Origin of the sequence: Ruegeria sp. HKCCSA071 (assembly GCF_017872555.1) — a bacterium.
Lineage (GTDB): Bacteria > Pseudomonadota > Alphaproteobacteria > Rhodobacterales > Rhodobacteraceae > Ruegeria.
Window position 1 is genome coordinate 1,478,031 of the sequence record NZ_JAEDOX010000001.1, and the last position, 24,003, is coordinate 1,502,033.

Annotated in this window: 27 protein-coding genes; 11 read left to right on the plus strand and 16 right to left on the minus strand. The window is 58.2% G+C overall.

All coding sequences use genetic code 11. The features are described from left to right. Nucleotides 1-24 precede the first annotated feature (24 nt). Entirely contained in the window at nucleotides 25-813 is a 789-nt protein-coding gene (locus I9188_RS07295) for an SseB family protein (RefSeq protein WP_209504730.1), read from the minus strand. Continuing rightward, a complete protein-coding gene (locus tag I9188_RS07300) occupies nucleotides 806-1,393 on the minus strand; it encodes a uracil-DNA glycosylase family protein (RefSeq protein WP_209504731.1) in 588 nt (195 codons plus the stop codon). The genes I9188_RS07295 and I9188_RS07300 overlap by 8 nt, the downstream gene beginning before the upstream one ends. Nucleotides 1,394-1,641: 248 nt before the next feature. Between I9188_RS07300 and I9188_RS07305 the strand changes: the two genes are divergently transcribed. Genes I9188_RS07305 through I9188_RS07320 form a run of 4 tightly spaced genes read left to right on the plus strand, consistent with a single transcriptional unit; the run spans nucleotide 1,642 to nucleotide 6,213 of the window. Then, nucleotides 1,642-2,301: an ATP-binding cassette domain-containing protein gene (locus I9188_RS07305; RefSeq protein WP_209504732.1), complete on the plus strand. Its 660-nt coding sequence runs from the start codon at nucleotides 1,642-1,644 to the stop codon at nucleotides 2,299-2,301. Continuing rightward, on the plus strand, nucleotides 2,279-3,862 hold the full coding sequence (locus tag I9188_RS07310) for a capsule biosynthesis protein (protein ID WP_209504733.1): 1,584 nt from the start codon (nucleotides 2,279-2,281) through the stop codon (nucleotides 3,860-3,862). Before I9188_RS07305 ends, I9188_RS07310 begins: the two co-directional genes overlap by 23 nt. A 5-nt stretch (nucleotides 3,863-3,867) precedes the next feature. Next, nucleotides 3,868-4,701, plus strand: coding sequence for a 3-deoxy-8-phosphooctulonate synthase (gene kdsA, locus I9188_RS07315; protein ID WP_209504734.1), 834 nt, complete (start codon nucleotides 3,868-3,870; stop codon nucleotides 4,699-4,701). 15 nt (nucleotides 4,702-4,716) lie between these two features. Further along, a complete protein-coding gene (locus I9188_RS07320) occupies nucleotides 4,717-6,213 on the plus strand; it encodes a phosphomannomutase/phosphoglucomutase (RefSeq protein WP_209504735.1) in 1,497 nt (498 codons plus the stop codon). A gap of 47 nt (nucleotides 6,214-6,260) precedes the next feature. Here the strand turns inward: I9188_RS07320 and I9188_RS07325 are convergent, their stop codons facing one another. Then, nucleotides 6,261-8,216 (minus strand): AsmA family protein, encoded by a 1,956-nt coding sequence (locus I9188_RS07325; RefSeq protein ID WP_209504736.1) that lies wholly within the window; start codon nucleotides 8,214-8,216, stop codon nucleotides 6,261-6,263. A 95-nt stretch (nucleotides 8,217-8,311) separates the two neighbouring features. Here I9188_RS07325 and rimO point away from each other — a divergent pair, with 95 nt between their 5' ends. Next, nucleotides 8,312-9,700 (plus strand): 30S ribosomal protein S12 methylthiotransferase RimO, encoded by a 1,389-nt coding sequence (gene rimO / locus I9188_RS07330; protein WP_209504737.1) that lies wholly within the window; start codon nucleotides 8,312-8,314, stop codon nucleotides 9,698-9,700. Nucleotides 9,701-9,837: 137 nt separating this feature from the next. Here rimO and I9188_RS07335 read toward each other — a convergent pair whose 3' ends face one another. Continuing rightward, complete coding sequence (locus I9188_RS07335; protein WP_209504738.1) at nucleotides 9,838-10,026, minus strand: hypothetical protein; 189 nt, start codon at nucleotides 10,024-10,026, stop codon at nucleotides 9,838-9,840. Nucleotides 10,027-10,253: 227 nt separating this feature from the next. Between I9188_RS07335 and I9188_RS07340 the strand changes: the two genes are divergently transcribed. Next, nucleotides 10,254-10,508, plus strand: a complete 255-nt coding sequence (locus I9188_RS07340) for a CDGSH iron-sulfur domain-containing protein (RefSeq protein ID WP_209504739.1) — start codon at nucleotides 10,254-10,256, stop codon at nucleotides 10,506-10,508. Here the strand turns inward: I9188_RS07340 and I9188_RS07345 are convergent. The 5 genes from I9188_RS07345 to I9188_RS07365 form a co-directional block, all read right to left on the minus strand. After that, complete coding sequence (locus tag I9188_RS07345) at nucleotides 10,497-10,757, minus strand: DUF6455 family protein (RefSeq protein ID WP_209504740.1); 261 nt, start codon at nucleotides 10,755-10,757, stop codon at nucleotides 10,497-10,499. The two genes, I9188_RS07340 and I9188_RS07345, sit on opposite strands and share 12 nt — an antisense overlap. After that, nucleotides 10,757-11,026: a DUF6455 family protein gene (locus tag I9188_RS07350; protein WP_209598012.1), complete on the minus strand. Its 270-nt coding sequence runs from the start codon at nucleotides 11,024-11,026 to the stop codon at nucleotides 10,757-10,759. Before I9188_RS07350 ends, I9188_RS07345 begins: the two co-directional genes overlap by 1 nt. A gap of 14 nt (nucleotides 11,027-11,040) precedes the next feature. Continuing rightward, nucleotides 11,041-11,292, minus strand: coding sequence for a DUF6455 family protein (locus tag I9188_RS07355; RefSeq protein ID WP_209504742.1), 252 nt, complete (start codon nucleotides 11,290-11,292; stop codon nucleotides 11,041-11,043). Nucleotides 11,293-11,360: 68 nt separating this feature from the next. After that, nucleotides 11,361-11,729, minus strand: a complete 369-nt coding sequence (locus I9188_RS07360) for a YigZ family protein (protein ID WP_209504743.1) — start codon at nucleotides 11,727-11,729, stop codon at nucleotides 11,361-11,363. Next, nucleotides 11,726-12,433 carry a M48 family metallopeptidase gene (locus tag I9188_RS07365; protein ID WP_209504744.1) on the minus strand — a complete coding sequence of 236 codons (708 nt, stop codon included), beginning with the start codon at nucleotides 12,431-12,433 and terminating at the stop codon, nucleotides 11,726-11,728. Before I9188_RS07365 ends, I9188_RS07360 begins: the two co-directional genes overlap by 4 nt. 121 nt (nucleotides 12,434-12,554) lie before the next feature. Between I9188_RS07365 and I9188_RS07370 the strand changes: the two genes are divergently transcribed. Then, the gene (locus I9188_RS07370; RefSeq protein WP_209504745.1) at nucleotides 12,555-12,794 is read left to right on the plus strand and encodes a hypothetical protein; all 240 of its coding nucleotides are present in this window, start codon (nucleotides 12,555-12,557) and stop codon (nucleotides 12,792-12,794) included. Here the strand turns inward: I9188_RS07370 and I9188_RS07375 are convergent. Further along, nucleotides 12,791-13,066, minus strand: a complete 276-nt coding sequence (locus tag I9188_RS07375; RefSeq protein ID WP_209504746.1) for a DUF167 domain-containing protein — start codon at nucleotides 13,064-13,066, stop codon at nucleotides 12,791-12,793. The genes I9188_RS07370 and I9188_RS07375 overlap by 4 nt on opposite strands. A 134-nt stretch (nucleotides 13,067-13,200) precedes the next feature. On the opposite strand from I9188_RS07375, the gene I9188_RS07380 reads away from it, so the two are divergent. Further along, nucleotides 13,201-13,779 carry a nitroreductase family protein gene (locus I9188_RS07380; protein ID WP_209504747.1) on the plus strand — a complete coding sequence of 193 codons (579 nt, stop codon included), beginning with the start codon at nucleotides 13,201-13,203 and terminating at the stop codon, nucleotides 13,777-13,779. Continuing rightward, nucleotides 13,776-14,474 (plus strand): EI24 domain-containing protein, encoded by a 699-nt coding sequence (locus tag I9188_RS07385; protein ID WP_209504748.1) that lies wholly within the window; start codon nucleotides 13,776-13,778, stop codon nucleotides 14,472-14,474. Before I9188_RS07380 ends, I9188_RS07385 begins: the two co-directional genes overlap by 4 nt. Nucleotides 14,475-14,480: 6 nt before the next feature. On the opposite strand, the gene I9188_RS07390 is transcribed toward I9188_RS07385, so the two are convergent. Both I9188_RS07390 and mce read right to left on the minus strand, forming a co-directional pair. After that, the gene (locus tag I9188_RS07390; protein ID WP_209504749.1) at nucleotides 14,481-14,753 is read right to left on the minus strand and encodes a DUF1467 family protein; all 273 of its coding nucleotides are present in this window, start codon (nucleotides 14,751-14,753) and stop codon (nucleotides 14,481-14,483) included. Nucleotides 14,754-14,777: 24 nt separating this feature from the next. Continuing rightward, nucleotides 14,778-15,182, minus strand: coding sequence for a methylmalonyl-CoA epimerase (gene mce, locus I9188_RS07395; RefSeq protein ID WP_170346086.1), 405 nt, complete (start codon nucleotides 15,180-15,182; stop codon nucleotides 14,778-14,780). Between the two features lie 136 nt (nucleotides 15,183-15,318). On the opposite strand from mce, the gene I9188_RS07400 reads away from it, so the two are divergent. Further along, nucleotides 15,319-16,038: a response regulator gene (locus I9188_RS07400; protein ID WP_209504750.1), complete on the plus strand. Its 720-nt coding sequence runs from the start codon at nucleotides 15,319-15,321 to the stop codon at nucleotides 16,036-16,038. 180 nt (nucleotides 16,039-16,218) lie between these two features. Here I9188_RS07400 and aspS read toward each other — a convergent pair whose 3' ends face one another. From aspS to I9188_RS07420, 4 genes are all read right to left on the minus strand, one after another. After that, a complete protein-coding gene (aspS, locus tag I9188_RS07405; protein ID WP_209504751.1) occupies nucleotides 16,219-17,994 on the minus strand; it encodes an aspartate--tRNA ligase in 1,776 nt (591 codons plus the stop codon). A 79-nt stretch (nucleotides 17,995-18,073) separates the two neighbouring features. After that, nucleotides 18,074-18,745 carry a CPBP family intramembrane glutamic endopeptidase gene (locus I9188_RS07410; protein ID WP_348540326.1) on the minus strand — a complete coding sequence of 224 codons (672 nt, stop codon included), beginning with the start codon at nucleotides 18,743-18,745 and terminating at the stop codon, nucleotides 18,074-18,076. Further along, nucleotides 18,742-19,389 (minus strand): aminotransferase class IV family protein, encoded by a 648-nt coding sequence (locus tag I9188_RS07415; protein ID WP_209504752.1) that lies wholly within the window; start codon nucleotides 19,387-19,389, stop codon nucleotides 18,742-18,744. Before I9188_RS07415 ends, I9188_RS07410 begins: the two co-directional genes overlap by 4 nt. Beyond that, a complete protein-coding gene (locus I9188_RS07420; protein WP_209504753.1) occupies nucleotides 19,344-20,471 on the minus strand; it encodes an aminodeoxychorismate synthase component I in 1,128 nt (375 codons plus the stop codon). The genes I9188_RS07415 and I9188_RS07420 overlap by 46 nt, the downstream gene beginning before the upstream one ends. Nucleotides 20,472-20,649: 178 nt before the next feature. Here I9188_RS07420 and carB point away from each other — a divergent pair, with 178 nt between their 5' ends. After that, entirely contained in the window at nucleotides 20,650-24,003 is a 3,354-nt protein-coding gene (carB, locus tag I9188_RS07425) for a carbamoyl-phosphate synthase large subunit (protein WP_209504754.1), read from the plus strand.

A 24,003-nucleotide genomic window follows, 5' to 3' on the forward strand; every position in this document is an offset into this window, starting at 1 on the left:
CGCCGCGTGTTTGCGTTTTGGTCGTTATTTCAGAATTGGCGGTTTCGCGGGATTGCTGCCCGGAACCTCGCGCACCGGATCCGCAACCTGCGGTTCGGGCAGATCAAAGCGAAGCCCGGTCTTCGCCAACAGCGCGGCAGCGACGTCATCTGTGGCAAAGAACCCGACATCCATCGCCCCCGCCTCGATCCCGGAAAACGTCAGCGCCTCCGAAGCTGCTTTGGCCAGGGCGGGCTCGGCCCCTTCGATTGCACCGACAAACCCCAGCAAATGACCCTGAGCACCCGCCTCGGATTTCGTGGCGACCAGATAGGCTGCACTGGCAAGCCCGCCAGCAGTTGCCAGCTTTGCATCAAGGGCGGTCAACAGGCTGTCCGGCAAACCGGCGGGAGGCATGAACTCGGCCAGCTTTTCCTCGACCTCTTCCGGGCCATGCTGCAACGTTTCGGCCAGCCAGCCCAAGGCCTCGGCAGGCACCAGCATGGATGATGGAGCAGTTTCCAGGTTCAGGCCCAGCCCGATACCCTGACCCGCCAGCATCCCCGACAACACGCGCCCCGACAGCGCAACATAAGGCACGGGCCGCCCGGCAAACCGCGCCAATCGTTCCTCGCGGTCGAAAGCCAACACAAAGCGCCCATCGGCCACATCGAACACTTCGGGCGAGATGTTTTCGCCCACCGCTTCCTCGGTCAGCATCAAAAACAGCTCGCTATCTGCAAGCCGTTCAAAAAACCGCAGACGGGTGGCATCGTTCTGCGGATCTGCCAGCATCGTGGCATGCGCCGTGTCCAACGCTGTGGTTTCAGTCATTCAGCACCTCTTGAACCCGCGCGCGCAGAACCGGCAGCAGTTCTGCCTCGAACCACGGGTTTTTCTTTACCCATGCCGTATTCCGCCAGGACGGATGAGGCAAGGCAAAGACCCGCGGCGCATGGTCCTGCCAGTTCCGAACGGTATCTGTCACCGACCCGCGCGCGCCCAGATGATATTTATGCGCATGACCGCCGACCAACACCGTCAACGGCACCTGCCCCAGTTCCTGCATCACCCTGTCATGCCAGGTATTGCCGCATATCACGGGCGGAGGAAGGTCCGCACCGCGGGCATCATAACCAGGGAAACAGAATGCCATGGGCACAATCGACACAAGGTCACGATCATAAAAAACAGGTTCATCGACCCCAAGCCAGTGGCGCAGCCTGTCGCCTGACGGGTCTGTAAAGGGCCGTCCTGACTCGTGCACGCGCGCACCCGGTGCCTGCCCCGCGACCAGGATGGGTGTTCCGCGCCGAAACCAGACCACCGGGCGGGGTTCATGGGCAGTTTTGGTTTGCGCAAAGGACGCGGCGCACAGGCGACACGCGCGGATTTCGCCATCTAAATCTTTCATCTGGTTGCGAAACCTCCCAAAGCTGTTTTGCAAAGATCAGGCCTGAAACCACATAATATAGGTGCAGCAGATTACCAGAAGTGCAGCGGAATTGCCGACAACCGATCAGTTGTTTGCGGGTTCGGCAGCAACGCATTGAACATTTGTTTCATAATTCGACATAATGTAGCCAACATGGATCGGTAAAAACCATCCTTTCTAACCGCCAAAAACGCGGCAACACAACGGAAACGAGCAGCAGGCTGCGAATGCTGGAATTCGACAATGTCAGCAAGTCCTTCTGGACCGGGACGCGCCGTAAGGTGATCCTGGACAGGGTCTCGTTCCGTGTCGAACTGGGCACGTCGCTGGGCGTTCTGGCCCCGAATGGTACTGGCAAAACCACACTGATCAACATGATGGCCGGGCTGGAAAAGCCCGACGAGGGTGTAATCCGCCGCGAATGCCGGGTCTCGTTTCCAATGGGATTCACCGGGGGTGTGACCGGCAAGTTGTCAGCGCTTGAGAACGCGCGATACATCGCCAAGATTTACGGCATGGACCCGGACTATGTTGAGGCGTATTGCAAATGGCTCTGCGGCTTGGGTGAATATTTCGAACAGCCGCTGTCCACCTATTCGTCGGGGATGCGGTCGCGATTCACGTTTTCTTTGATGCTTGCGCTGGATTTCGACATGTATCTTGTCGATGAAGGGATGCCAGCATCTACAGATGTTGAATTCAACGAAAAGGCAGGGGCGATCCTGAAGGAAAGGTTGCGCACTACGACATTGGTGATCGTGTCGCACAGCCCGACTGTATTGGAAAAATTCGCGCAGCAGGCCGCCGTTCTGCTGGACGGGCAATTGTACATGTTTGACTCCTTGGAAGAGGCAAAGCAGCTATATGACTACGAAACCCAAGGTTAGAAAGTACAACTGGCGCAGCAATCGCCCTGTGGACGATTCGGCCGAGGCGCGTGCGGATGCAATCTCGCGCATACGAGGCGCGACGCAAGGCCAGGCACCGGCGGCCGAGGCCCAGCCAGGCACGCAAATTGACGACATCAAGCGCGAAGGTCTGACAGGTCGCCAGTTGCGCATTGCGCGAAAACTGGCGCAGAAACACGGACTGGCAGCAACATCGGACTATGATGCGGTGCGCTTGCTGCGCAAGAAAGGCATTGATCCGTTTCAGCGCACGAACCTTCTTGATCTTGCCGCGGCAAAGCCCTCGGCACAGGGCGACAGCTCGAAGGTCAAAGACAAGATCAGCATTCAGTTGCCGCAATCCATAGGCGCAAGCACGCCAAACCTTCCGGGACCCGAGCTCAGCCCCGCTGAGCGGCGCAACCTTGAAATCGGTCAGATTCAGAAGGACATCGCGCGTCGACGCAGGCGTAAGCTGTTTGGCCTTTTCGCGCGTCTGGCCGCCTTTGTGTTCCTACCGACCTTTGTTGTGGGGTTCTATTTCTATCGCATCGCCACCCCGATGTATGCCAGCGATTCCGAGTTTCTGATCCTGCAAGCCGATGGCGGGCCGGGTTCCATCGGCGGGCTGCTTGCCGGGACGCAATTCGCCACCACACAGGATTCAATCTCGGTTCAGTCTTTCCTGGAATCGAAAGAGGCTTTGTTGCTGCTGGATCGGGACGCAGGGTTTTCTGATGTCTTCAAGCAGGAATCGATTGATCCGATTCAAAGGCTATCACCCGACGCCACGCTGGAAGACGCATACAAGCTGTTCAAACGCATGATCACCATCGGGTATGACCCAACCGAAGGGGTCATTCGGATGGAAGTTGTTGCACCAGATGCACAGACATCGACCGAGTTCTCGGAGCGTTTGATCTCTTACGCCGAAGCCCGGGTGAATGCCCTGTCCGGCAAGAAGCGCGAAGACCAGATGCGCGACGCATTGGAAAGCTTTGAAGCGGCGCAGGAGGCGCGGCGGCAGGCGCAGGAGGAATTGATCGAACTTCAGCTTCAAGGGGCAGTGCTGGACCCCGAGAATGTCATTGCCAGCCTGCGCGCACGCATCAACGAGATCGAGATATTGGTGCAGGACAAAGAGCTTGAACTTGCCGCCCTGCAAGACAACCTGCGCCCGAACAAAGCCAAGGTCGACGGCGTCAAGGCTGACATTGCCCGGCTTGAAAAGGTGCTGGAACAACTGAATGCCGAGATGCAGGATGCTTCCGATGGCGAAAATTCGCTGGCGCGGTTGAGTGTGCGCATCCAGATCGCTCAGGCGGATCTGGCGGCGCGGGACATGATGCTGCAAACGGCAATGCAGCAAATGGAATCGACCCGATCCGAAGCCAACCGACAGGTGCGTTACCTGACCGTCTCGGTGAACCCGATACCCAGTCAGGAACCCAGCTATCCGCGCAAGTTCGAAAATACGATTTTGGCATTCCTGTTGTTTGCTGGTATCTACCTCATGATCTCGCTTACCGCGTCGGTCCTTCGTGAACAGGTATCCTCATAAGACTCATGAAACATGTAAAAATCTCCGACCTGACAGTCGGCAACGACCTTCCGCTGACTATCATTGCGGGCCCCTGCCAGCTTGAAACGGCAGACCACGCACAAATGATTGCGGGCAAGATGAAAGAGGCCTGCGATGCAGCCGGTGCGCAATATGTCTTCAAGGCGTCTTATGACAAGGCAAACCGGACCTCACTGTCCGGCAAGCGCGGCATGGGCATTGATGCCGGGTTGCAGGTTCTGGATAGCATCCGCAAGACAATGGGCATTCCGGTCCTGACCGATGTTCATACCGAAGCGCAGTGCGCCATAGCTGCCGAGGCGGTAGACGTCCTGCAAATCCCGGCGTTCTTGTGCCGCCAGACGGATATGCTGCTGGCTGCGGGCAATACCGGCGCAGTGGTCAATGTGAAAAAGGGTCAGTTTCTTGCGCCGTGGGAGATGCCCAATATCGTGTCCAAGATCGAAAGCACGGGGAATCATAATATCCTGCTGACCGAACGTGGCACTTCGTTCGGCTATAACACACTGGTGGCTGATATGCGGTCCCTGCCGCAAATGGCCCAGACCGGGTATCCAGTAGTGATGGATGCGACCCATTCCGTGCAGCAACCGGGCGGAAAAGGTGGCTCCTCGGGCGGGCAACGCGAATTTGCTCCGGTCATGGCGCGCGCCGCCGTGTCGCTGGGTATTGGCGCGGTGTTCATTGAAACACACCAGGATCCGGACAATGCCCCTTCGGACGGGCCCAACATGATTCCGTTGTATCAGATGCCCCAACTCATTGACACTTTGATGCGCTTTGATGCGCTGGCCAAAGCTGATCCTATTCAGATTTAACGACTGAGACTTGTTATGACCAAACCAATTCCCGAGGTAACACCAAACACCTGGAGCTTTCTGCGTGACGCGATGATCAAACCCACCGGGTTTCGCGAATATGACGCCCGCTGGAAATATCCGGAAGAGATCAACCTGCCGGGCATGACGGCGCTGGGCCTTGGACTGGGTACTCAAATGCGCAGGCGCGGGATCGAGCCCGTGATCGCCGTAGGAAACGATTATCGTGACTATTCACTGGCGATCAAAAACGCCCTGATCCTGGGACTGATGCAGGCCGGTATCCGCGTGAATGACATTGGCCCTGCGCTTAGCCCGATGGCCTATTTCGCACAGTTTCATCTGGATGTACCGGCCGTGGCGATGGTTACGGCCAGCCACAATCCAAACGGCTGGACCGGTGTAAAAATGGGCTTTGACCGTCCTTTGACACACGGCCCCGACGAGATGTCTGAATTGCGCGACATCGTTCTGAACGGCGAAGGTCAGACGCATGAGGGTGGATCTTGGGAATTCGTCGAGGGCGTGAAAGAAGCGTACATCGACGACCTCGTCGGCGATTTCAAAGTGTCCCGCCCGCTAAAGGTTGTCTGCGCAACCGGAAACGGCACCGCTTCGGCCTTTGCCCCCGAAATTTTCGAACGGATGGGGGTTGAGGTCGTCCCCAGCCATAACCGGCTGGATTACACCTTCCCAAACTACAACCCGAACCCCGAAGCGATGGAAATGCTGCATGACATGGCGGCAACGGTAAAATCCAGCGGTGCCGATCTGGCACTTGGGTTTGATGGTGACGGTGATCGCTGCGGCGTCGTCGATGATGAAGGCGAAGAGATCTTTGCCGACAAGGTGGGTGTGATCATGGCCCGCGATCTGGCCAAGCTGCACCCCGGATCGACCTTTGTCGCTGATGTGAAATCCACCGGCCTGTTTGCCAGCGATCCCGAGTTGCAGGCCCTTGGCGTCAAAGCAGATTACTGGAAAACTGGCCACAGCCACATGAAACGGCGCGTCAAGGAAATCGGTGCGCTGGCTGGGTTCGAAAAGTCAGGTCACTACTTTTTAGCCGAACCGGTGGGGCGCGGTTATGACTGCGGAATGCGCGTCGCGGTCGAGATCTGCAAACTGATGGACCGCAACCCGGATCAAAGCATGTCCGACCTGCGCAAGGCGCTGCCCAAGACCTGGTCGACGCCCACGATGTCACCTTATGCAGCAGATACCGAAAAATACGATATCCTGCAGCGTCTGGTCGACAAGCTGGTTGCCAAAAGCGAGGCTAATGAGACTTTCGCTGGTCGTGCGATCAAGGAGGTCGTTACGGTGAACGGCGCACGTGTCATTCTGGACAATGGCAGCTGGGGGCTGGTGCGGGCTTCATCCAACACACCCAATCTGGTGGTCGTGTGTGAAAGCAGCGAAAGCGAAGCTGAGATGCGTGCGATCTTTGCCGATATTGATGCGGTGATCCGAACCGAACCCGGTGTTGGAGATTACGATCAAACCATCTGAAGAAAACTGCTTGGGGTATATCTGATTGCCCCAAGCACAACACTTGCTCAGTTTCCGCCAAACAGTTTGAGCAGCCCTTTCTTCGCCTCTTCTTCCAGCTTGTTCTTAAGCGCATCTTCGATCTGATCGCTGTCCGTGATGGTGGTATCCAGCTCGTTTCCAACCTTCTCGAAAACTTTCTGTTTCGCGTCGTTTTCCAGCTCTTTGACCTTCACATCTGCCGCTGCTTCGATGACCTTAGTCAGGTCCGGCTTGATTGATGGGTTGCTCCACGGGCCAACGATGCGCACAGGCACCGAGATGCCCTGCCCCGAATTGGCACGCAAAGCTACGGGCGTGAACAGATAATCGATATTGCGCGCACCCAGACCCACGACCCCCTGACCATCGGCGCGGAAATTCTTAAGCGACATAAGCAGATCGTTATTCGTCAATACACCCTGATCGATGGTGAAGTTGGCCGACAGGCTGTTGAACACCGTTGTTCCGCCAGATCCGGTCCCCTGCCCCATAAGTCGATCCAGATCGAAACCGGATATTACCCCCGTCCCGACATCCAGATTTCCCTTACCGCTGAGAGACCGCATGATCTGATCCTCAGACCGACCGACACCCAGAAACTCAATGGTTCCTGCCGCGGTTCCCGACAGGCGTTCGACACCGGCCAGTGTCGACAACGCCTGTTTCAGATCAATCTCACTTGCCGTCACCTTGCCGCCCACGGACAGGCCATTGCGATTGTTGGCAACCACCTGTCCGTTCAACTGACCCGAAAACAACGTCGCCGGATGCATCGCAAGAACCGCCCGCGCGCGATCCAGTGTCAGTGTCAGGTCACTTTTCCCAAACGTCATGCCGGGAACGGCGATTGAGTTGGCCGTCAGGCGAATATTGCCATTTGCCAAAGCCAGAGCGGATGCGTCGATTGGGTCTTTTGACCAGCCTTCTTGCACTGGTGAGGCAGGTTGAGACGCGCCACCCGGCCCGGAGCTGGTTTCGGCTATCTTCGACAGGTCCAGATCGCCCGCATCCAGGCGTGCGACGATCTGAGGAGGATCAGAAATGGTGATATCCGCCTCTCCGACAAACCGGTTGCCATCCAACTGCGCTGTCATGTTCCGCAGGGAAATCCGACCGTCCCGCGTATAGGTCATTCGCGCAGAGATATCGGCAACGTTACCCAATCCCGACGGCACAACCACACCAGCCTGACCGAAGGCCGCCAGCATCTTTTCCGTATCTCGGGTGATGATCTTTGTGGTCCCGTCCATTTCTCCGGCCAGATTGACTTGGCCGTCAAATCCGATCTTGCCGCCCGGCGCAGCCAGAGCCAGTTCAAGCGCGGTTACGGATCCCGCGGCAAAAGCTGGCAAGTCCGGGATCTTCAGATCGACCTGAACGGCACCTCCGGGTACAGGCATTGATGCCTCCATTACCATCGGTGCAGTGACCTGCGGCCAACTGGCCGACAAGGTGACGTCCGGAAAATCCATCTGCGTGGCGCCATCTTCCACATAAGTCAACCGCGCGTTCGTAAGCTGCAACTCTTCCAAAGTTACGACCGACGATGCGCCGCCCGGAACCGTCCCCGCAGACGGTGTGGCAGTGGCGGTGGTCACAGGCGCGCTCAGCTCCCAGTTTCCGCGCCCTTGCGAACGCTCCAGCCGCAGCACCGGGTTTTCCGCGAAAACGCGTTTGATCCGCAGATCCCCATTCAAAAGCGCAGCAGCATCCACGCCCACGGCAAGGCTATCAGCGCTCAGCATCGGCTCTGGCCCAGCCCAGCTGGCGTTCCCAAAACGCACCGGCCCGGTTTCCATCCCAAGCACCGGCCAGAACGACAGGCGCACATCGCCGCTCAATGTCAGTTCGCGCCCGGTCTGGGCTTTGACCTGCTCGGCCAAAATCGCGCCAAGCTTGTCTCCGGGCATCAGCAATAGCGCGCCGATCACCAGCCCAAACACCGCCACAACAATAAACAGGATGCGTATCAGCCATTTCATGGTCTGCTCTCCGCCTTTTGGCTTGTCTTTGCCGCGATCATTAAAATCACACGTCACATTTGCAAGGGGAAGCTTTCCCCACTATACGCCGCGCCATGACAACGAACCCGCCAAACCTCCGCCCTGACCTGGCTCCGGCTGCCCGGATCACCGAGACACCCCGTTCGAACCAGCCGACGATCGGCATGGTTTCGCTGGGCTGTCCAAAAGCTTTGGTCGACAGCGAACGCATTCTGACCCGGCTTCGTGCTGAAGGATACGGCATTTCTCCGGATTATGCCGGGGCCGATGCCGTTATTGTGAACACTTGCGGGTTCCTCGACAGCGCCAAGGCAGAATCGCTGGATGCGATCGGAGAGGCGCTGGTTGAAAACGGCAAGGTTATCGTCACCGGCTGCCTGGGGGCCGAACCGGATTACATCCGTGAACACCACCCCCGCATCATGGCGGTCACCGGTCCGCATCAGTACGAGCAGGTTCTGGATGCGGTTCACGCCGCCGTTCCCCCTGACCCTGACCCGTTCGTCGATCTGCTGCCCGCCAGCAGTGTGCGACTGACCCCCCGCCACTACAGCTATCTGAAGATTTCCGAGGGCTGTAACCACAAATGCAAGTTCTGCATCATCCCCGATATGCGAGGAAAACTGGCCAGCCGTCCGGCCCATGCGGTTCTGCGCGAGGCGGAAAAGCTGGTCGATAGCGGCGTGCACGAACTGTTGGTAATCTCACAGGACACGTCTGCCTATGGGCTGGACCGGAAATACGATGTGAACCCGTGGAAAGACCGCCATGTGCGCAGCCACATCACCGATCTGGCCCGTGAACTGGGTCAGTTGGATGCTTGGGTGCGGCTGCACTATGTCTATCCCTATCCTCATGTGCGCGAGTTGATCCCCCTGATGGCGGATGCCGGGTCCAACATACTGCCGTATCTGGATATCCCTTTCCAGCACGCCCACCCGGATGTTCTGAAACGGATGGCCCGCCCCGCCGCAGCGGCCAAAACTCTGGACGAGATTCAGGCCTGGCGCGCAATCTGCCCCGATATCACCCTGCGCTCGACCTTTATCGTTGGCTATCCGGGTGAATCCGAGGCCGAATTCCAAACCCTGCTGGACTGGATGGACGAGGCGCAACTGGATCGTGTCGGCTGTTTCCAATACGAAAACGTGGACGGTGCGCGCTCAAACGACCTGCCCGATCACGTCCCGGCCGAAATCAAGCAAGAGCGGTGGGATCGCTTCATGGAAAAGGCCCAGGCCATTTCAGAAGCCAAGTTGCAGGCGAAGGTCGGACAAACGCTTCAAGTAATCGTCGACGAAGTGGATGACGAAGCCGCCACCTGCCGCACCAAGTCGGACGCACCCGAGATCGACGGCAACCTGTTCATTGACGAAGGTTTCGAAGGCCTCAAACCCGGTGATATCGTCACGGTCGAAGTGGACGAGGCGGGGGAATACGATCTGTGGGGGAAACCCGCTTAACTCCAATAGCCTGCCCTACAAAGCTCTCGGGTGAATAGCTACGTGGTAATGCGCAGGTAGAAAAAAACCGCCGTGAATGGCGGCGGTATTTCCTGAAAAAGTGCAGGCGGTCCGAAACCAGACCGCCTGCGAAAAGCTTACTGAGAAACCGGGTTGCAGACGGTTTGACCTGCTTCGGTTGTTGCCAGTTCATAGCCTGCCGAGCAGCTGGCCGAACCATACTTGTCATAGTCAGGCTGTACGTAAACAGGTGTTGGTTCTTCCTGCTGCGCACAAGCAGTCAGGACCAGGGCAAATGCGCCAACGGCTGCAAGTTTCAGTTTCATGTCCGTCAATCCTCTATTACTTTTCTGATATTGCCCAGCTTTTCGGGGCCGCCACCAGAATACGGGTTGAACGGCAATCTGGCAACAGCATCAATCACATCATTGTGAGACAGAGCGATTACATGCCAGTTCGAAGCTCAAACGATGATCCTAGCGGCATTATTGCTACCTTTTTGTCTGCATCGTCTTAAACTGTGTAACGTTTCAGCCAAAGACGGAGAAGCCACATGCCTGACACGCCAGTTATAGCCCAGAGAACTCCTTTTCCAATCGAGGTTGTCGAAGGCAAAACCTATTTCTGGTGCGCATGTGGAAAGTCGAACCGGCAACCCTTTTGCGATGGATCACATAAGGGCAGCGGGCTCGAACCTGTGAAATACACAGCTGAAACCAACAAGAAGGTCTTCTTTTGCGGCTGCAAACATAGTGCGAACCCGCCGTTGTGTGATGGAACCCACAAAGACCTTAAATCAGACCTTTAATCTGTTCAGCGTCTCTGAATTTGCGCAAAAATCCGGGGCCACATCCGCCGGGCTCTGTCGCTGAGCCAGCCAGTTGGCGCATTGCGTGTCACAGCCTGAGGCCCGGCAGCGCGTGACCAATTCGGCGTATCCTTCGGGCGACAGCCGCCCTTCGGCCATGGCTTCGCTCAGTGAAATTCCCATGCTTCGGGAAACAGAACGCGTCAACCAAAAGTGCTTTTCGACCTCGCCCAAGATGTCCCGAGGCATCACGCGTCCTCCGCTTGCAACGACTTGAGAGCCGTGAATCGCTCGCGATTCGGGCACGTGCATGGGGCTTGATCAATCTGTTCGCGTTGCTCCAACCATTCCGGGCAGTTTCTGGCCCACGCACAGCCACGGCATTGCTGCACGATCTCGGCCCAATCCTCATGTTTCAGGTGACCATCCCGATAGGCTGCGGCCAGGTCGGTTCCTGTGACCTCGCCCATCCGCAGTACGAGGCGAAGATGGGCCATGATTTCACCGAGTCGTGGCATGGCGAACCTGACAGTTAAGGCATTAGTTTGTGTAACAATTCCTGGTTACGGCAATATTCCGGTGTCCGCCCGGCGGTCGCCATTTTCTTGAGCAGGTCCTGACAATGATCCGGGTTCGGACAGTCAGTACATCGCAGAACTGCCTCGGAAATCTGGTCGACAGATACTTTGCCACCAATGGCTGCTTCCTCAAGATCGATGTCCAGCATTCTGGCCATATCGTCCACCAATCCGGCATGAAGCCGCAAGGACTCTCGGGTGGGCATACTGTATCCTTTCCCTTTCGCGCTTTGCGAAATCGTAGCGCATCCGGGGCCTCAGACTTTGACACAGGTCAAGATTGGATGCCGATGTGATCCAGATAGGCCCGAGTTGCATCCTGAACACGGCGAAAGCGGTCCCCGCCCAGCTTTTTGCCTCCGTACCAGCGGGTGACGATGATCACGTGATTGTCCAGCCCTGCACGTTCGATCATCCGCAGGATTACCATACCAGCGCCGCTCTCCCCATCATCAGCCTTCAGCGCGCCGGTCGGCAAAGAGGCGGCCCAGGTGTTATGTGTGGCCTTGGCATAGGATTTATCGGACTTCAGTTGGTCCAAAACCGCGTCAACGTCCGCGCGTGACGCCACAGGCGCGCCAGATACCGCATATTTCGACCCGCGATCCGTCAAAATCACGCCAAGGCGCACAAGATCGGTCATTGCGTCAGTCCCAGTTGCATCGCGGTTTCAAGCACGATGTGAACGCGCTGCGCGTTTGGCGGGTGGGTGCCCAGAAACCTGTCGCCGGGATCCGGAATCCGATCAAAGAACTTTGCCCCGATCAGCGGGTTGTAGCCCGCATTATGCGTAATGATCGTGCCCATCTCGTCAGCTTCAAGCTCAAAAGCCTTTACATAAGCCTGAACACCAACTTGCGCACCCACTTTCTGAGCCTCTTCTATATCGGCGGCGTCGCCCCCGCGCAGCTTCTCGGCCTTTCCGAACTCGGTGGCGCTTGCGCTGGCATTTTCGCTTTGCCGTGCGATGTGCCCCAGCACGTGATGGGCCGCCTCATGCCCCATGACAAAAGCCAGTTCATCTGCGTTTTGCGCGGAACGGATCATCGCAAGGGTAAAAATGATGGTGGGTTGCCGCTGGTCGTCCAACGTCTGAAACGCATTGGCTGGCGCACGTGGGTTCAGATCAACGAGAATCCGGAAATCGCATCTCTGAGGTCTTGATTGCTTCAAGCACTGGCTACGGGCCTCGGCCCCGATGTTCTGACTGACTTCGCGAAAGGTCTGGGCAACATCCTCAGAACCCGGCCCTTCACCTAGCCAATCCGCAGCAGGTTGCACGCGCAATCCACCTTCCGCACAGGCCGCAAGAAGCAGGGGAAGCACCAAAACAAAGCGTCTGCGCATGTTACATCCTTCGGCTCGGTCTGACCGTGATTTCAACATAGTACGTGCCGCTCGGCGTGACCACACAAGGCTTTGAAACGAACGTCTTGCATTGCGCGTCGACGGCTTGCACTCTGTCCTTATGTTTTCGATTGAGCATGAATTCGACTCGACGGTCATAACGCTTGTGGACGAAGGTGAAAAACCTTTGCAGGAAGATGTTGTGATCAACAATTTCGCCGAATGCGTCACGCTGGAACAGTTTGATCCGCGAACCGAACAGGTGCAAAAGATCACCTTGTCGCCGGAACAGGTCCGCGATCTGGCCGCAGCGCTGGACCTGCCCGAGGGGGTTTACCAGATCCGTGAAACGGGGCCTTAGGGCACATAGACAAACACCTTGTTGCGCGCGGTTTGCCCCTGCTTGAGTGTCAGTGTCGAAGGGGCAACGCCAAGACATTTCGCAAGGATCACCTGAACCGCATGGTTGGCTTTGCCACTGTCAGGCGATGCCGTGACAAATACCCTGATCTGCCCGTCTTTCACGACCACCCGGTCGCGCGCGGCCTTGGGTGTAACTTTCAGATGAAACGTTGCCCCGGCGTGCGCCTGCGCGCTGAGATCCGGCAGATCTCGCAGTTTGGATTTCACCATTGTGGCCCCTTCCCTCAATAGTCTTGCATGATGGGCAGTGGAATGAAATTGATCCACGCTATCCGTCGCCGCGCCCTTGAAACCCTCGGCATGCCGACCAAGATACAGAGACGTGATGTAAAGGAAGTTAACATATGTCCATGAAAAACCCCGCTGCTCTGGAGTTTTTGCAGGCGCGCCGGTCCCGACCTGCCAAGACACTGGTTGCCCCGGCCCCGACACCGGACGAGTTGCGCCCCTTGTTGATCGCAGCTGCACGCAGCCCCGATCACGGAAAACTGGAACCCTGGCGATTTATCGTTCTGGAACAGGGGGCCATGGCAAGACTGGCAACCCTGACCGAAACCTGCGGGCAAAGGCTGAAGAAAAGTCCGGAAGATATTGCAAAAGCACGCAGCCAATTTGACATGGGACATCTGGCCGTAGCGGTGATCGAAGTACAAAAACCGTCCGAAAAAATACCTGCAATCGAACAAACCTATTCTGCGGGCGCGGTCTGTCTTGCCTTGCTGAATGCCGCGCTGGCCGCAGGCTGGGGTGCAAACTGGCTATCGGGTTGGCAAACCCATGACCACGACTTCTGCGTCGACGCCTTTGGACTTGCTGACAACGAACGCGTAGCCGGGCTGATACATATCGCCACCGAAGGAACAGCCCCACCCGAGCGCCCGCGGCCCGATGTGGCGGCCATAACGGAATGGATCACAGAATGATCATCCTGAACGCCTTCTTCAGCGCGCTAAGCCAGATCGGAGATCCCAAGTTCCGCGCCGTTCTGCTGCGCGGTGTAGGTTTGACCATCCTGTTGCTGGGTCTTGCCTGTGCGGGTGCGATCAGTTTGATCAACTGGTTGTCGGGCAGTGAAATCTCTCTGCCGTTCGTCGGCGCAGTGCCATGGCTGAACGACGTTCTGAACTATTCAGGTATCGTTCTCGTCCTGATCCTGCCTGTTTTCCTGATGGTGCCGGTGGCGTCAGCCATCACATCGATCTTTCTGGACGAAGTGGCACAAGCGGTCGAGGACAAGCATTTTCCGGCCTTGCCACCTGCACGACGCATCCCGGTGTCAGAGGCCCTGATGGACGGCCTCAGCTTTCTTGGCGTGCTGATTGTCGCAAACCTGCTGGCGCTGATCCTTTACGCGATCTTCACCCCGTTTGCGCCCTTCATCTTCTGGGCCATGAACGGGTTCCTGTTGGGGCGGGAATACTTCACGCTGGCTGCAATGCGCCGGATCGGGCGGGATGGCGCGCGCCAATTGCGCGCCAGGCATTCGACCACGATCTGGGTCGCTGGAACGCTGATGGCCATCCCGCTGTCGATACCGCTGTTGAATCTGGTGATCCCGATCCTTGGCGCAGCGACATTCACCCATATTTTTCATGCTGTGTCAGGCCAAAAGGTCTGACACAGATTAGCGCGGCTCCAGTTGGTTCAACCAGTCGAAGTCCCGCACTGAAATTGCACCAGATATGATGATCCCGGCAATGATAACCCACAAAACCACTGCAATGGCGGTGGTGATCCACATCTTGGCCTTCAGATGATGGACCTCCGGCGCGCCCGCATGGGTGCCCGGAACGATATCGTTCAGGTCACCCTGAGTTTTGATGCGAATGGGCAGAACCACAAGCAACGTCATGAACCAGATGACGGCGAACAGCACCAGTGCAGCGGTAATGGTCACTTCAGGCCCTCCGGGTTTTGCGGATCATACCTGTTCCAGCTCGACCAGGCAGCCGTTGAAGTCCTTAGGATGCAGGAACAGCACCGGTTTGCCATGCGCGCCGATCTTGGGTTCACCCGACCCCAGAACACGGGCACCGGTCGCTTTTAGATGATCACGGGCGGCGATGATGTCTTCGACCTCATAGCATACGTGATGAATACCACCTGCCGGGTTCTTTTCCAGAAACCCGTTGATAGGGCTGTCGTCGCCCAGCGGGTACAAAAGTTCGATCTTGGTGTTGGGCAGTTCGATGAACACAACCGTGACGCCATGATCCGGTTCGTCCTGCGGCGCGCCAACCTTGGCGCCCAGCGCATTGCGGTATTGCTCGGATGCCGCCTCAAGGTCGGGTACGGCGATGGCAACGTGGTTCAGACGTCCAATCATGTCTCACTCCTGATGTCCTGCGTTGCGTGGGTTATGGGGGCTGCTCTGCGAAAGAACAAGTGCGCCAAATCGCGCGTTAACGTCGTGTTAGCCAGAAGTTCCTAGCGTGAAGCATCTGCTGGATAGGAGAGCTGCCATGGACGATTCGGGCCTCATTGCCACCACCGCCGCCACGCCCACCGCAACGCGGCCCTTGCTGGGACAGACAATTCTGGTTGTTGAAGACAGCCGATATGCCTGCGATGCGATCCGCCTAATGTGCCTGCATAGCGGCGCACGTATCCGACGCGCTGACTGCCTGAAATCGGCACGGCGACACCTGCAGATCTATCGCCCTTCGGTCATTCTGGTCGATATGGGCCTGCCCGACGGGTCCGGAGCTGACCTGATCGCCGAACTGGCCGACGCTTCACCACGGATCAGCGTGATCATGGGCCTGTCGGGCGATGACGCTACCGAAGGTCTGGCGTACGCAGCCGGGGCGGATGGATTTCTGTCCAAGCCGATAAAATCATTGTCTTATTTTCAGAAGTCCATCCTGGAGCGCCTGCCCGAAGATCGACGCCCAAGCGGGCTCCACTCGGTTCGAGATGAAGTCATCCGCCCCGACCCGATGGCCTATCAGGACGACATGGCGCACATCGCCGATGTCCTTACCGGGCCCAACGATCATCGCACATGGGATTATGCCGCCCAGTTCCTGCAAGGGGTCGCACGGGAAGCCGATGACAGACCCTTGGCAGAAGCCGCCCGAAAGCTGGCGCTGTCACGAGCGAACGGTGCACCAATCACGGCGCAGGCAGCGCAGGTCGCCGGCATGGTGCAGAACCGTTTGGAACAAAGAAAGGCGATTTGACGTGATTGCAGCCTACTTCATCACCGCGACGCTTCTGTGCATCTGGGCCTATCGCCAAACACGGCAGACTGCGCGCTCTATTCGGGTCAACCGGGGCGATCTGAACAACCCGCTGGACTGACCCGCGAGTATTCGCTGGCATCAAAATGAAACCGCCCGCTTGATGCGGGCGGCTCTCGTTCAGTCCTGCGGAATAAGGCGCAAGCCCAGTTCCATCAGCTGATCTGACGTCGGGTCCGACGGCGCATGCATCATCAGGTCTTCGGCCCGCTGGTTCATCGGGAACATCATGACCTCGCGGATATTGGCCTCATCCGCCAGCAACATCACGATCCGGTCGATTCCAGCAGCGCATCCACCGTGTGGCGGCGCACCGTAGTGGAAGGCATTGAACAGGGCCCCAAAGCGGGATTTCACTTCGTCCTCGCCATAGCCCGCCAGTTCAAAGGCTTTCAACATGATCTCCGGCTTGTGGTTCCGGATCGCGCCCGAGACCAGCTCATACCCGTTGCAGGCTAGATCGTATTGATAACCACGTACGTCCAGCGGATTGCCCTGCAGCGCGTCCATGCCGCCTTGCGGCATCGAAAACGGGTTGTGCTCAAAGTCGATCGCGCCGGTTTCTTCGTCTTGTTCGTAGATCGGGAAATCAACGATCCAGGCAAAGGCAAAGCGGTCTTTCTCGGTCAGACCAAGCTCATCCCCGATCACGTCGCGCGCCTTGCCTGCAACCTTTTCAAAAGCCTTCGGCTTGCCGCCCAGGAAAAACGCCGCATCGCCGACACCCAGACCCAATTGCTGGCGGATTGCCTCGGTGCGCTCGGGACCGATGTTCTTGGCCAGCGGACCTGCGGCTTCCATCCCTTCACCCTGATCGCGCCAGAAGATGTAGCCCATCCCCGGCAGACCCTCTTTCTGGGCAAAGGTGTTCATGCGGTCACAGAATTTGCGGCTGCCGCCGGTTGGTGCGGGGATGGCGCGGATTTCGGTGCCGTCCTGCTCCAACAGCTTTGCAAAAATCGCAAAGCCAGACCCGCGGAAATGATCAGAGACCACTTGCATTTTGATAGGGTTCCGCAGGTCGGGCTTGTCCGTGCCGTACCACAGCGCCGAATCCTTGTAGGAAATCTGGGGCCACTCCTGATCGACCTTGAGGCCACCGCCGAACTCTTCGAACACGCCGGTCAGAACGGGTTGGATCGTGTCGAACACGTCCTGCTGCTCGACAAAGGACATCTCGAGGTCAAGCTGGTAGAAATCGGTCGGCGAGCGGTCGGCGCGCGGGTCTTCGTCACGAAAGCAGGGCGCAATCTGGAAATACTTGTCGAAACCCGACACCATGATCAGCTGCTTGAACTGCTGCGGGGCTTGCGGCAACGCGTAGAACTTGCCCGGATGCAGACGCGACGGCACCAGAAAGTCGCGCGCGCCTTCGGGCGAGGATGCGGTGATGATCGGCGTCTGATACTCGCGGAACCCCTGATCCCACATACGCTTGCGCATGGAGGCCACAACGTCCGACCGCAGGGTCATGTTTTGCTGCATCGCTTCGCGGCGCAGGTCGAGGTAGCGATAGCGCAGGCGGGTTTCCTCGGGGTATTCCTGATCGCCGAACACCATCAGCGGCAGTTCCTCGGCGGCGCCCAGAACTTCCAGCTCGCGCACGTACACCTCAATCTCACCGGTGGGCAGTTTCGGGTTCACCAGTTCGGCGGCACGCGCCTTGACGGTTCCGTCGATGCGGATACACCATTCGGAACGCACCTTTTCAAGCTCGGCAAAAGCCGCGCTGTCGCCGTCGCATAGAACTTGTGTCACACCGAAATGGTCGCGCAGGTCGATGAACAGGACGCCCCCGTGGTCTCGGACCCGATGCACCCAACCGGACAGGCGAACGGTTTCCCCGACATTAGCGGCGGTCAGTGCGGCGCAGGTGTGGCTGCGATAGGCGTGCATGGATCATATCCCTTCGGGCGCAGAATTCGTCGCGCCGATACACCCTGTCAGGCCCGGAAAGTCAAGGTGGGTCGCCCTGTCAAAACGGCCTTTGCACGTTGCCCGAGTAGAAATAGACACCCAGCCCGACCGCAAAGATGATATTGCCCGCAATCGCGTGCAACAGCACCGCATAAAAGAACGAGCCGCGCTGCCTGTAGGCCCATGTAAACAGCAGCCCTCCCGCAAATGTCATGAGGGCGACAATCCAACTCCAATACATCAGATGCGCGAACGAGAAGATGGCAGCATTCAGCACATAAGCCGCACGCCCCTCTGGCAGGACCGCGTGATAACGCCGGAAGAACAGTGGGCGGAACAGCAGTTCCTGAGGCAGTGCAGACAAAACAGGATAACCGATCCAGATAAGCGCCAGCATCTCAGGGCGGTGTATCAGCAGAAGAAATGCGGCGTCGGGGCGTGTCACCTGAATCAGCCCGAAGCAAAACACGGACATGAAAGCGGTAAACAGCACAACTTCGCGAAGTGACCAGTTGGCCCAATCGTACCGCAGCTCGGCCCATTGAAAGCCCGGTGTCCAATGCAGCAGCATGATCCCCAACCCGGTCAAAGCAAACAGTGCCGGAAGCATCCAGTTCGGTGGAAACAAAACCGCGATGACCAGCGGCAGAACAATATAGAACAGGCCGAACTCAACCCTTAACCGCGGCAATGCAACCGGTGGTCCGACCATCGCGCTGTCTTTGGTCACGTGTCCATCAGCTCCACCCGGATCAGCCCACGCAATGAATTGCCCATGTAGGCAGTTTGTGCATTTTTCAGGTCGCTCAGGGTCAGCACGGCCTCGGACACCGTTCCTTTATCCAGTAGTTCTTCGCGCAATATGCCCGGCAACAGACCGCTGGACAGCACAGGTGTCAGAATACGGCCGTCCTGCTTTTCGATGAAAAGGTTGCTGATGGTGCCCTCACACAGCTCATCAAGCTCATTCAGGAACAACACCTCGTCTATGCCATCCGGCAGCCCGGCACGGGCATCGTCATATAGAGCGCGGCGGCTTGTCTTGTGACGCAGCCAAAGATCATTGGATGCCAGCCGCTGTTCCGACAGGGCGATGCGCCAGACCGGGGGATTGTTGGCCAGAACCCCGGTCGTCAATTCGAACGCACCCGATGCGTCCAGTGTCAGACGGCATCGCAAAGGTGTGTCGCCCAACGCGCCATCCAGCGCGGCGGTCGCTGCATCCGGGTTGAAGGGAAGGCCAAAGGCCGCGGCGGTTCGGGCCATGCGCGCAAGGTGACGGTCTTTTCGGACAAAGCCCCGACCTGGCCGAAAGGCCAGCGTTTCGATCAGGCGGAAATCAGGCTCAGCTGGCGGGCGAAGCGGGCTTTCCATAGCGCCTCCTCATATTCTGCCGGGGCGGTGCTGTCCCAGACAAGGCCCCCGCCCACGTTCAGGGTGGCCTGATCGTCTTCCAGCATCAGCGTACGGATGGCCACGTTGAACTCGGACCGGCCATCAGGCGCGGCCCAGCCGATGGTGCCACAATAGATGTCACGCGGCCAGGGTTCCAGCCCGGCCAGAATTTCCATGGCGCGAATTTTGGGGGCGCCCGTGATCGAACCGCAAGGAAACAGAGCCGTCAGTATATCGCTGAGCCCGGCGCATTTGAGCAGCTGGGCACGGACAAGTGACACCATCTGATGCACGGTCGCATAGGTTTCCACCTTGAACAGTTCCGGGACATGAACTGAACCGGGCAGCGCAACACGGCTGATATCGTTGCGCAGTAGATCGACGATCATCAGGTTTTCCGCCCGGTTCTTTTCATCCGTGGTCAGAAACGCCCGGCGCCGCATATCCTCATCCGGGTCTTCGCTGCGCGGCTGGGTACCCTTCATCGGTCGTGTTTCGATCTTTCCATCCGTGCCCGTGCGGAAGAACAACTCTGGCGAGCGACTGAGCAGATCCGGCAACCCGACCTGCTGCACCAGCGCGCCATGCCCAACCGGCTGCCCCGCTGCCAGCGCCGCATAAAGGGCTTCACTGCTGCCCGAGACAGTCAGATCAATCGGAAAGGTCAGGTTCGCCTGATAGATATCGCCTGCACCGATGGCATCATGCACCAGTTGAAAGGCTTCGCCATAGCGCGCCTCATCCCAGCGCGGCTGAAACGCGCGCACCTCACTCGCGGGCGTTGGTAAAGCAACCCGATCCGGCGCGCCGTAGACCCCAAAACACAGCAGGGGCAGCCGACGCGATTCCGGCAGAAGATCGATCAGCCGGGGTTCAAGCACATATCCAAGTTCGTAACTTGCATAGCCAGCCAGCCACGCCCCGCCCGTGCGCGCCTCATCCAGCGCCGCCAGAGCCTGAGGCACGTCCTCCGCCGTATCCGCGCGGATTATCCGAGACGGGCGCTGAAACCGGGTTCCGCGACCGGCTGGTCCCTGATCAAAACGAATACGCAACTGCATCCTCTTTTGCCGTGAAGGGCGATATAGAGAATACTCTGGCAGAGGAAAGGGGGGAAAGCGGCAATTTCGCTTCTGTTTCCGATACCCCTTGAACCTTTCTGCGTGGTCCCTATAACGCACGACAATTTGGGCGCTTGGGCGGCGCCCGCGACTCGTGCAAAATCGAAGGGGCCAGGCCATGCCGAAGAGAACCGACATCAAGTCGATCATGATCATCGGGGCGGGTCCCATTGTTATCGGTCAGGCTTGCGAATTCGACTATTCCGGAGCACAGGCCTGCAAAGCCCTGCGCGAAGAAGGTTACCGGGTTATTCTGGTCAACTCGAACCCGGCGACGATCATGACAGACCCCGGTTTGGCCGATGCGACTTACATAGAGCCGATCACGCCCGAGGTCGTCGCCAAGATCATCGAAAAGGAACGCCCTGACGCCCTGCTGCCCACAATGGGCGGGCAAACCGGTCTGAACACCTCGCTCGCGCTGGAAGAGATGGGAGTGTTGGACAAGTTCGGTGTCGAGATGATCGGTGCCAAACGCGACGCCATCGAGATGGCCGAGGACCGCAAATTGTTCCGCGAGGCGATGGACCGGCTGGGGCTGGAAAACCCCAAAGCCACCATCGTGACCGCCCCCAAGAAGGCCGACGGCTCTGCCGATCTGGACGCAGGTGTGCAGATCGCTCTGGACGAGTTGGAGGAAATCGGCCTGCCCGCCATCATCCGCCCGGCCTTTACCTTGGGCGGCACAGGCGGCGGCGTGGCCTATAATCGCGAGGATTATATCCATTTCTGCCGCTCGGGCATGGATGCCTCGCCCGTCAACCAGATCCTCGTCGATGAAAGCCTGCTGGGCTGGAAAGAATACGAGATGGAAGTGGTGCGCGACACTGCCGACAACGCCATCATCGTCTGTTCCATCGAAAACGTCGATCCAATGGGCGTGCACACGGGTGACTCGATCACGGTGGCCCCTGCCCTGACGCTGACCGACAAGGAATACCAGATCATGCGCAACGGCTCGATCGCCGTGCTGCGCGAGATCGGGGTGGAAACCGGTGGCTCGAACGTGCAATGGGCGATCAACCCCGATGATGGCCGCATGGTTGTGATCGAAATGAACCCGCGCGTGTCGCGTTCATCGGCGCTGGCCTCGAAAGCGACGGGTTTCCCGATTGCCAAAATTGCCGCGAAACTGGCCGTTGGTTACACGCTGGACGAGTTGGACAACGACATCACCAAGGTCACGCCTGCGTCGTTCGAACCTACCATCGACTATGTCGTCACCAAGATCCCGAAATTCGCGTTTGAGAAGTTCCCCGGCTCTGAACCCTATCTGACCACTGCAATGAAGTCAGTGGGTGAGGCGATGTCCATCGGCCGCACCATCCACGAATCCATGCAGAAGGCGCTGGCCTCGATGGAATCCGGCCTGACCGGGTTTGATGAGATCGAAATTCCGGGGCTGAGCATCGGCCTGTGGGATGAGGTCGAAAGCAGCGACGACAAAGCGCATGTCATCAAAGCGATCAGCAAGCAGACCCCTGACCGCCTGCGCACCATCGCCCAAGCCATGCGTCATGGCCTGAGCGACGACGAAATCTTTGGCGTCACCAAGTTTGACCCCTGGTTCCTGGCCCGCATTCGCGAGATCATCGAAGCCGAACGCACCGTGCGTAAGGATGGTCTGCCAGTGACCGAAGAAGGCATCCGCAAGCTCAAGATGCTGGGCTTCACCGATGCGCGTCTGGGCAACCTGTCAGGCCGCAGCGAAGATAACGTGCGCCGCGCCCGCCACAATCTGGGCGTCACCGCGGTCTTCAAACGCATTGATACCTGCGCCGCCGAGTTCGAAGCGCAGACACCCTATATGTACTCGACTTACGAAGCCCCGATGATGGGCGATGTCGAATGCGAGGCACGCCCAAGCGACCGCAAGAAGGTCGTTATTCTTGGTGGTGGTCCGAACCGGATCGGTCAGGGGATCGAGTTCGATTATTGCTGCTGCCACGCCTGCTATGCGCTGACCGAGGCCGGGTACGAGACCATCATGGTCAATTGCAACCCCGAGACGGTCTCGACCGACTACGACACCTCGGACCGTCTGTATTTTGAGCCGCTGACCTTTGAACACGTCATGGAAATCCTGACGAAGGAACAGGAAAACGGCACGCTGCACGGCGTGATCGTTCAGTTCGGTGGGCAAACTCCGTTGAAGCTGGCCAACGCGCTTGAGGCCGAGGGTATTCCGATTCTGGGTACCACACCGGACGCAATTGACCTGGCCGAAGACCGTGAACGGTTCCAGGCGCTGGTCAATGAACTGGGCCTGAAACAGCCCAGAAACGGTATTGCCTCGACCGATGAAAAGGCGCTGGAGATTGCCGAAGAGATCGGTTTCCCGCTGGTCATTCGCCCCTCTTACGTTCTGGGCGGTCGTGCGATGGAAATCGTGCGCGATATGGATCAGCTACGACGCTATATCAACGAGGCCGTTGTGGTCTCGGGCGACAGCCCCGTACTGCTGGACAGCTATCTGGCGGGCGCGGTCGAGCTGGACGTAGATGCACTGTGTGACGGCACCGACGTTCACGTGGCGGGCATCATGCAGCACATCGAAGAAGCGGGTGTTCACTCCGGCGATTCCGCCTGTTCGCTGCCGCCCTATTCGCTGTCGAAAGAGATCATCGGGCAGATCAAGGAACAGGCATTCAAGCTGGCCAAGGCGCTGAATGTTGTTGGCCTGATGAATGTGCAATTCGCGATCAAGGATGATGAGATCTATCTGATCGAAGTGAACCCGCGCGCCTCGCGCACCGTGCCGTTTGTTGCCAAGGCCACCGACAGTGCAATTGCGTCGATTGCGGCGCGCGTCATGGCGGGCGAGAAACTGGCCGATTTCCCGATGCGCCCGCCCTATCAGGAAGGCAAGGACACCAAGATCGCGGACCAGATGACGTTGGCCGATCCGGACATGCCGTGGTTCTCGGTGAAAGAAGCTGTCATGCCATTCGCCCGTTTCCCCGGCGTCGACACCATCCTTGGCCCGGAAATGCGCTCGACCGGCGAGGTGATGGGCTGGGACCGTGACTTCCCACGCGCGTTCCTCAAGGCGCAGATGGGCGCGGGCATGGTGCTGCCGTCCTCTGGCCGTGCGTTCATTTCGATCAAGGATGCCGACAAGGGCAAAGCCATGCTGGAAGCGGCGCAGGTTCTGGTTGATCAGGGCTTCACGCTTGTGGCCACGCGCGGCACCCAAAGCTGGCTGGACGAACAGGGTGTTGCCTGTAACGTGGTGAACAAGGTGTACGAAGGCCGCCCGGATGTGGTGGACATGCTGAAAGACGGTCAGGTGCAGCTGGTGATGAACACCACCGAAGGTGCGCAGGCGGTTGAGGACAGCAAGGCCATCCGCTCGATCGCGCTGTACGACAAGATCCCGTATTTCACCACCGCAGCTGGGGCCAATGCCGCAGCACTGGCGATCAAGGCACAAGCTGAGGGCGACGTTGAGGTGAAATCGCTACAGGGGTAA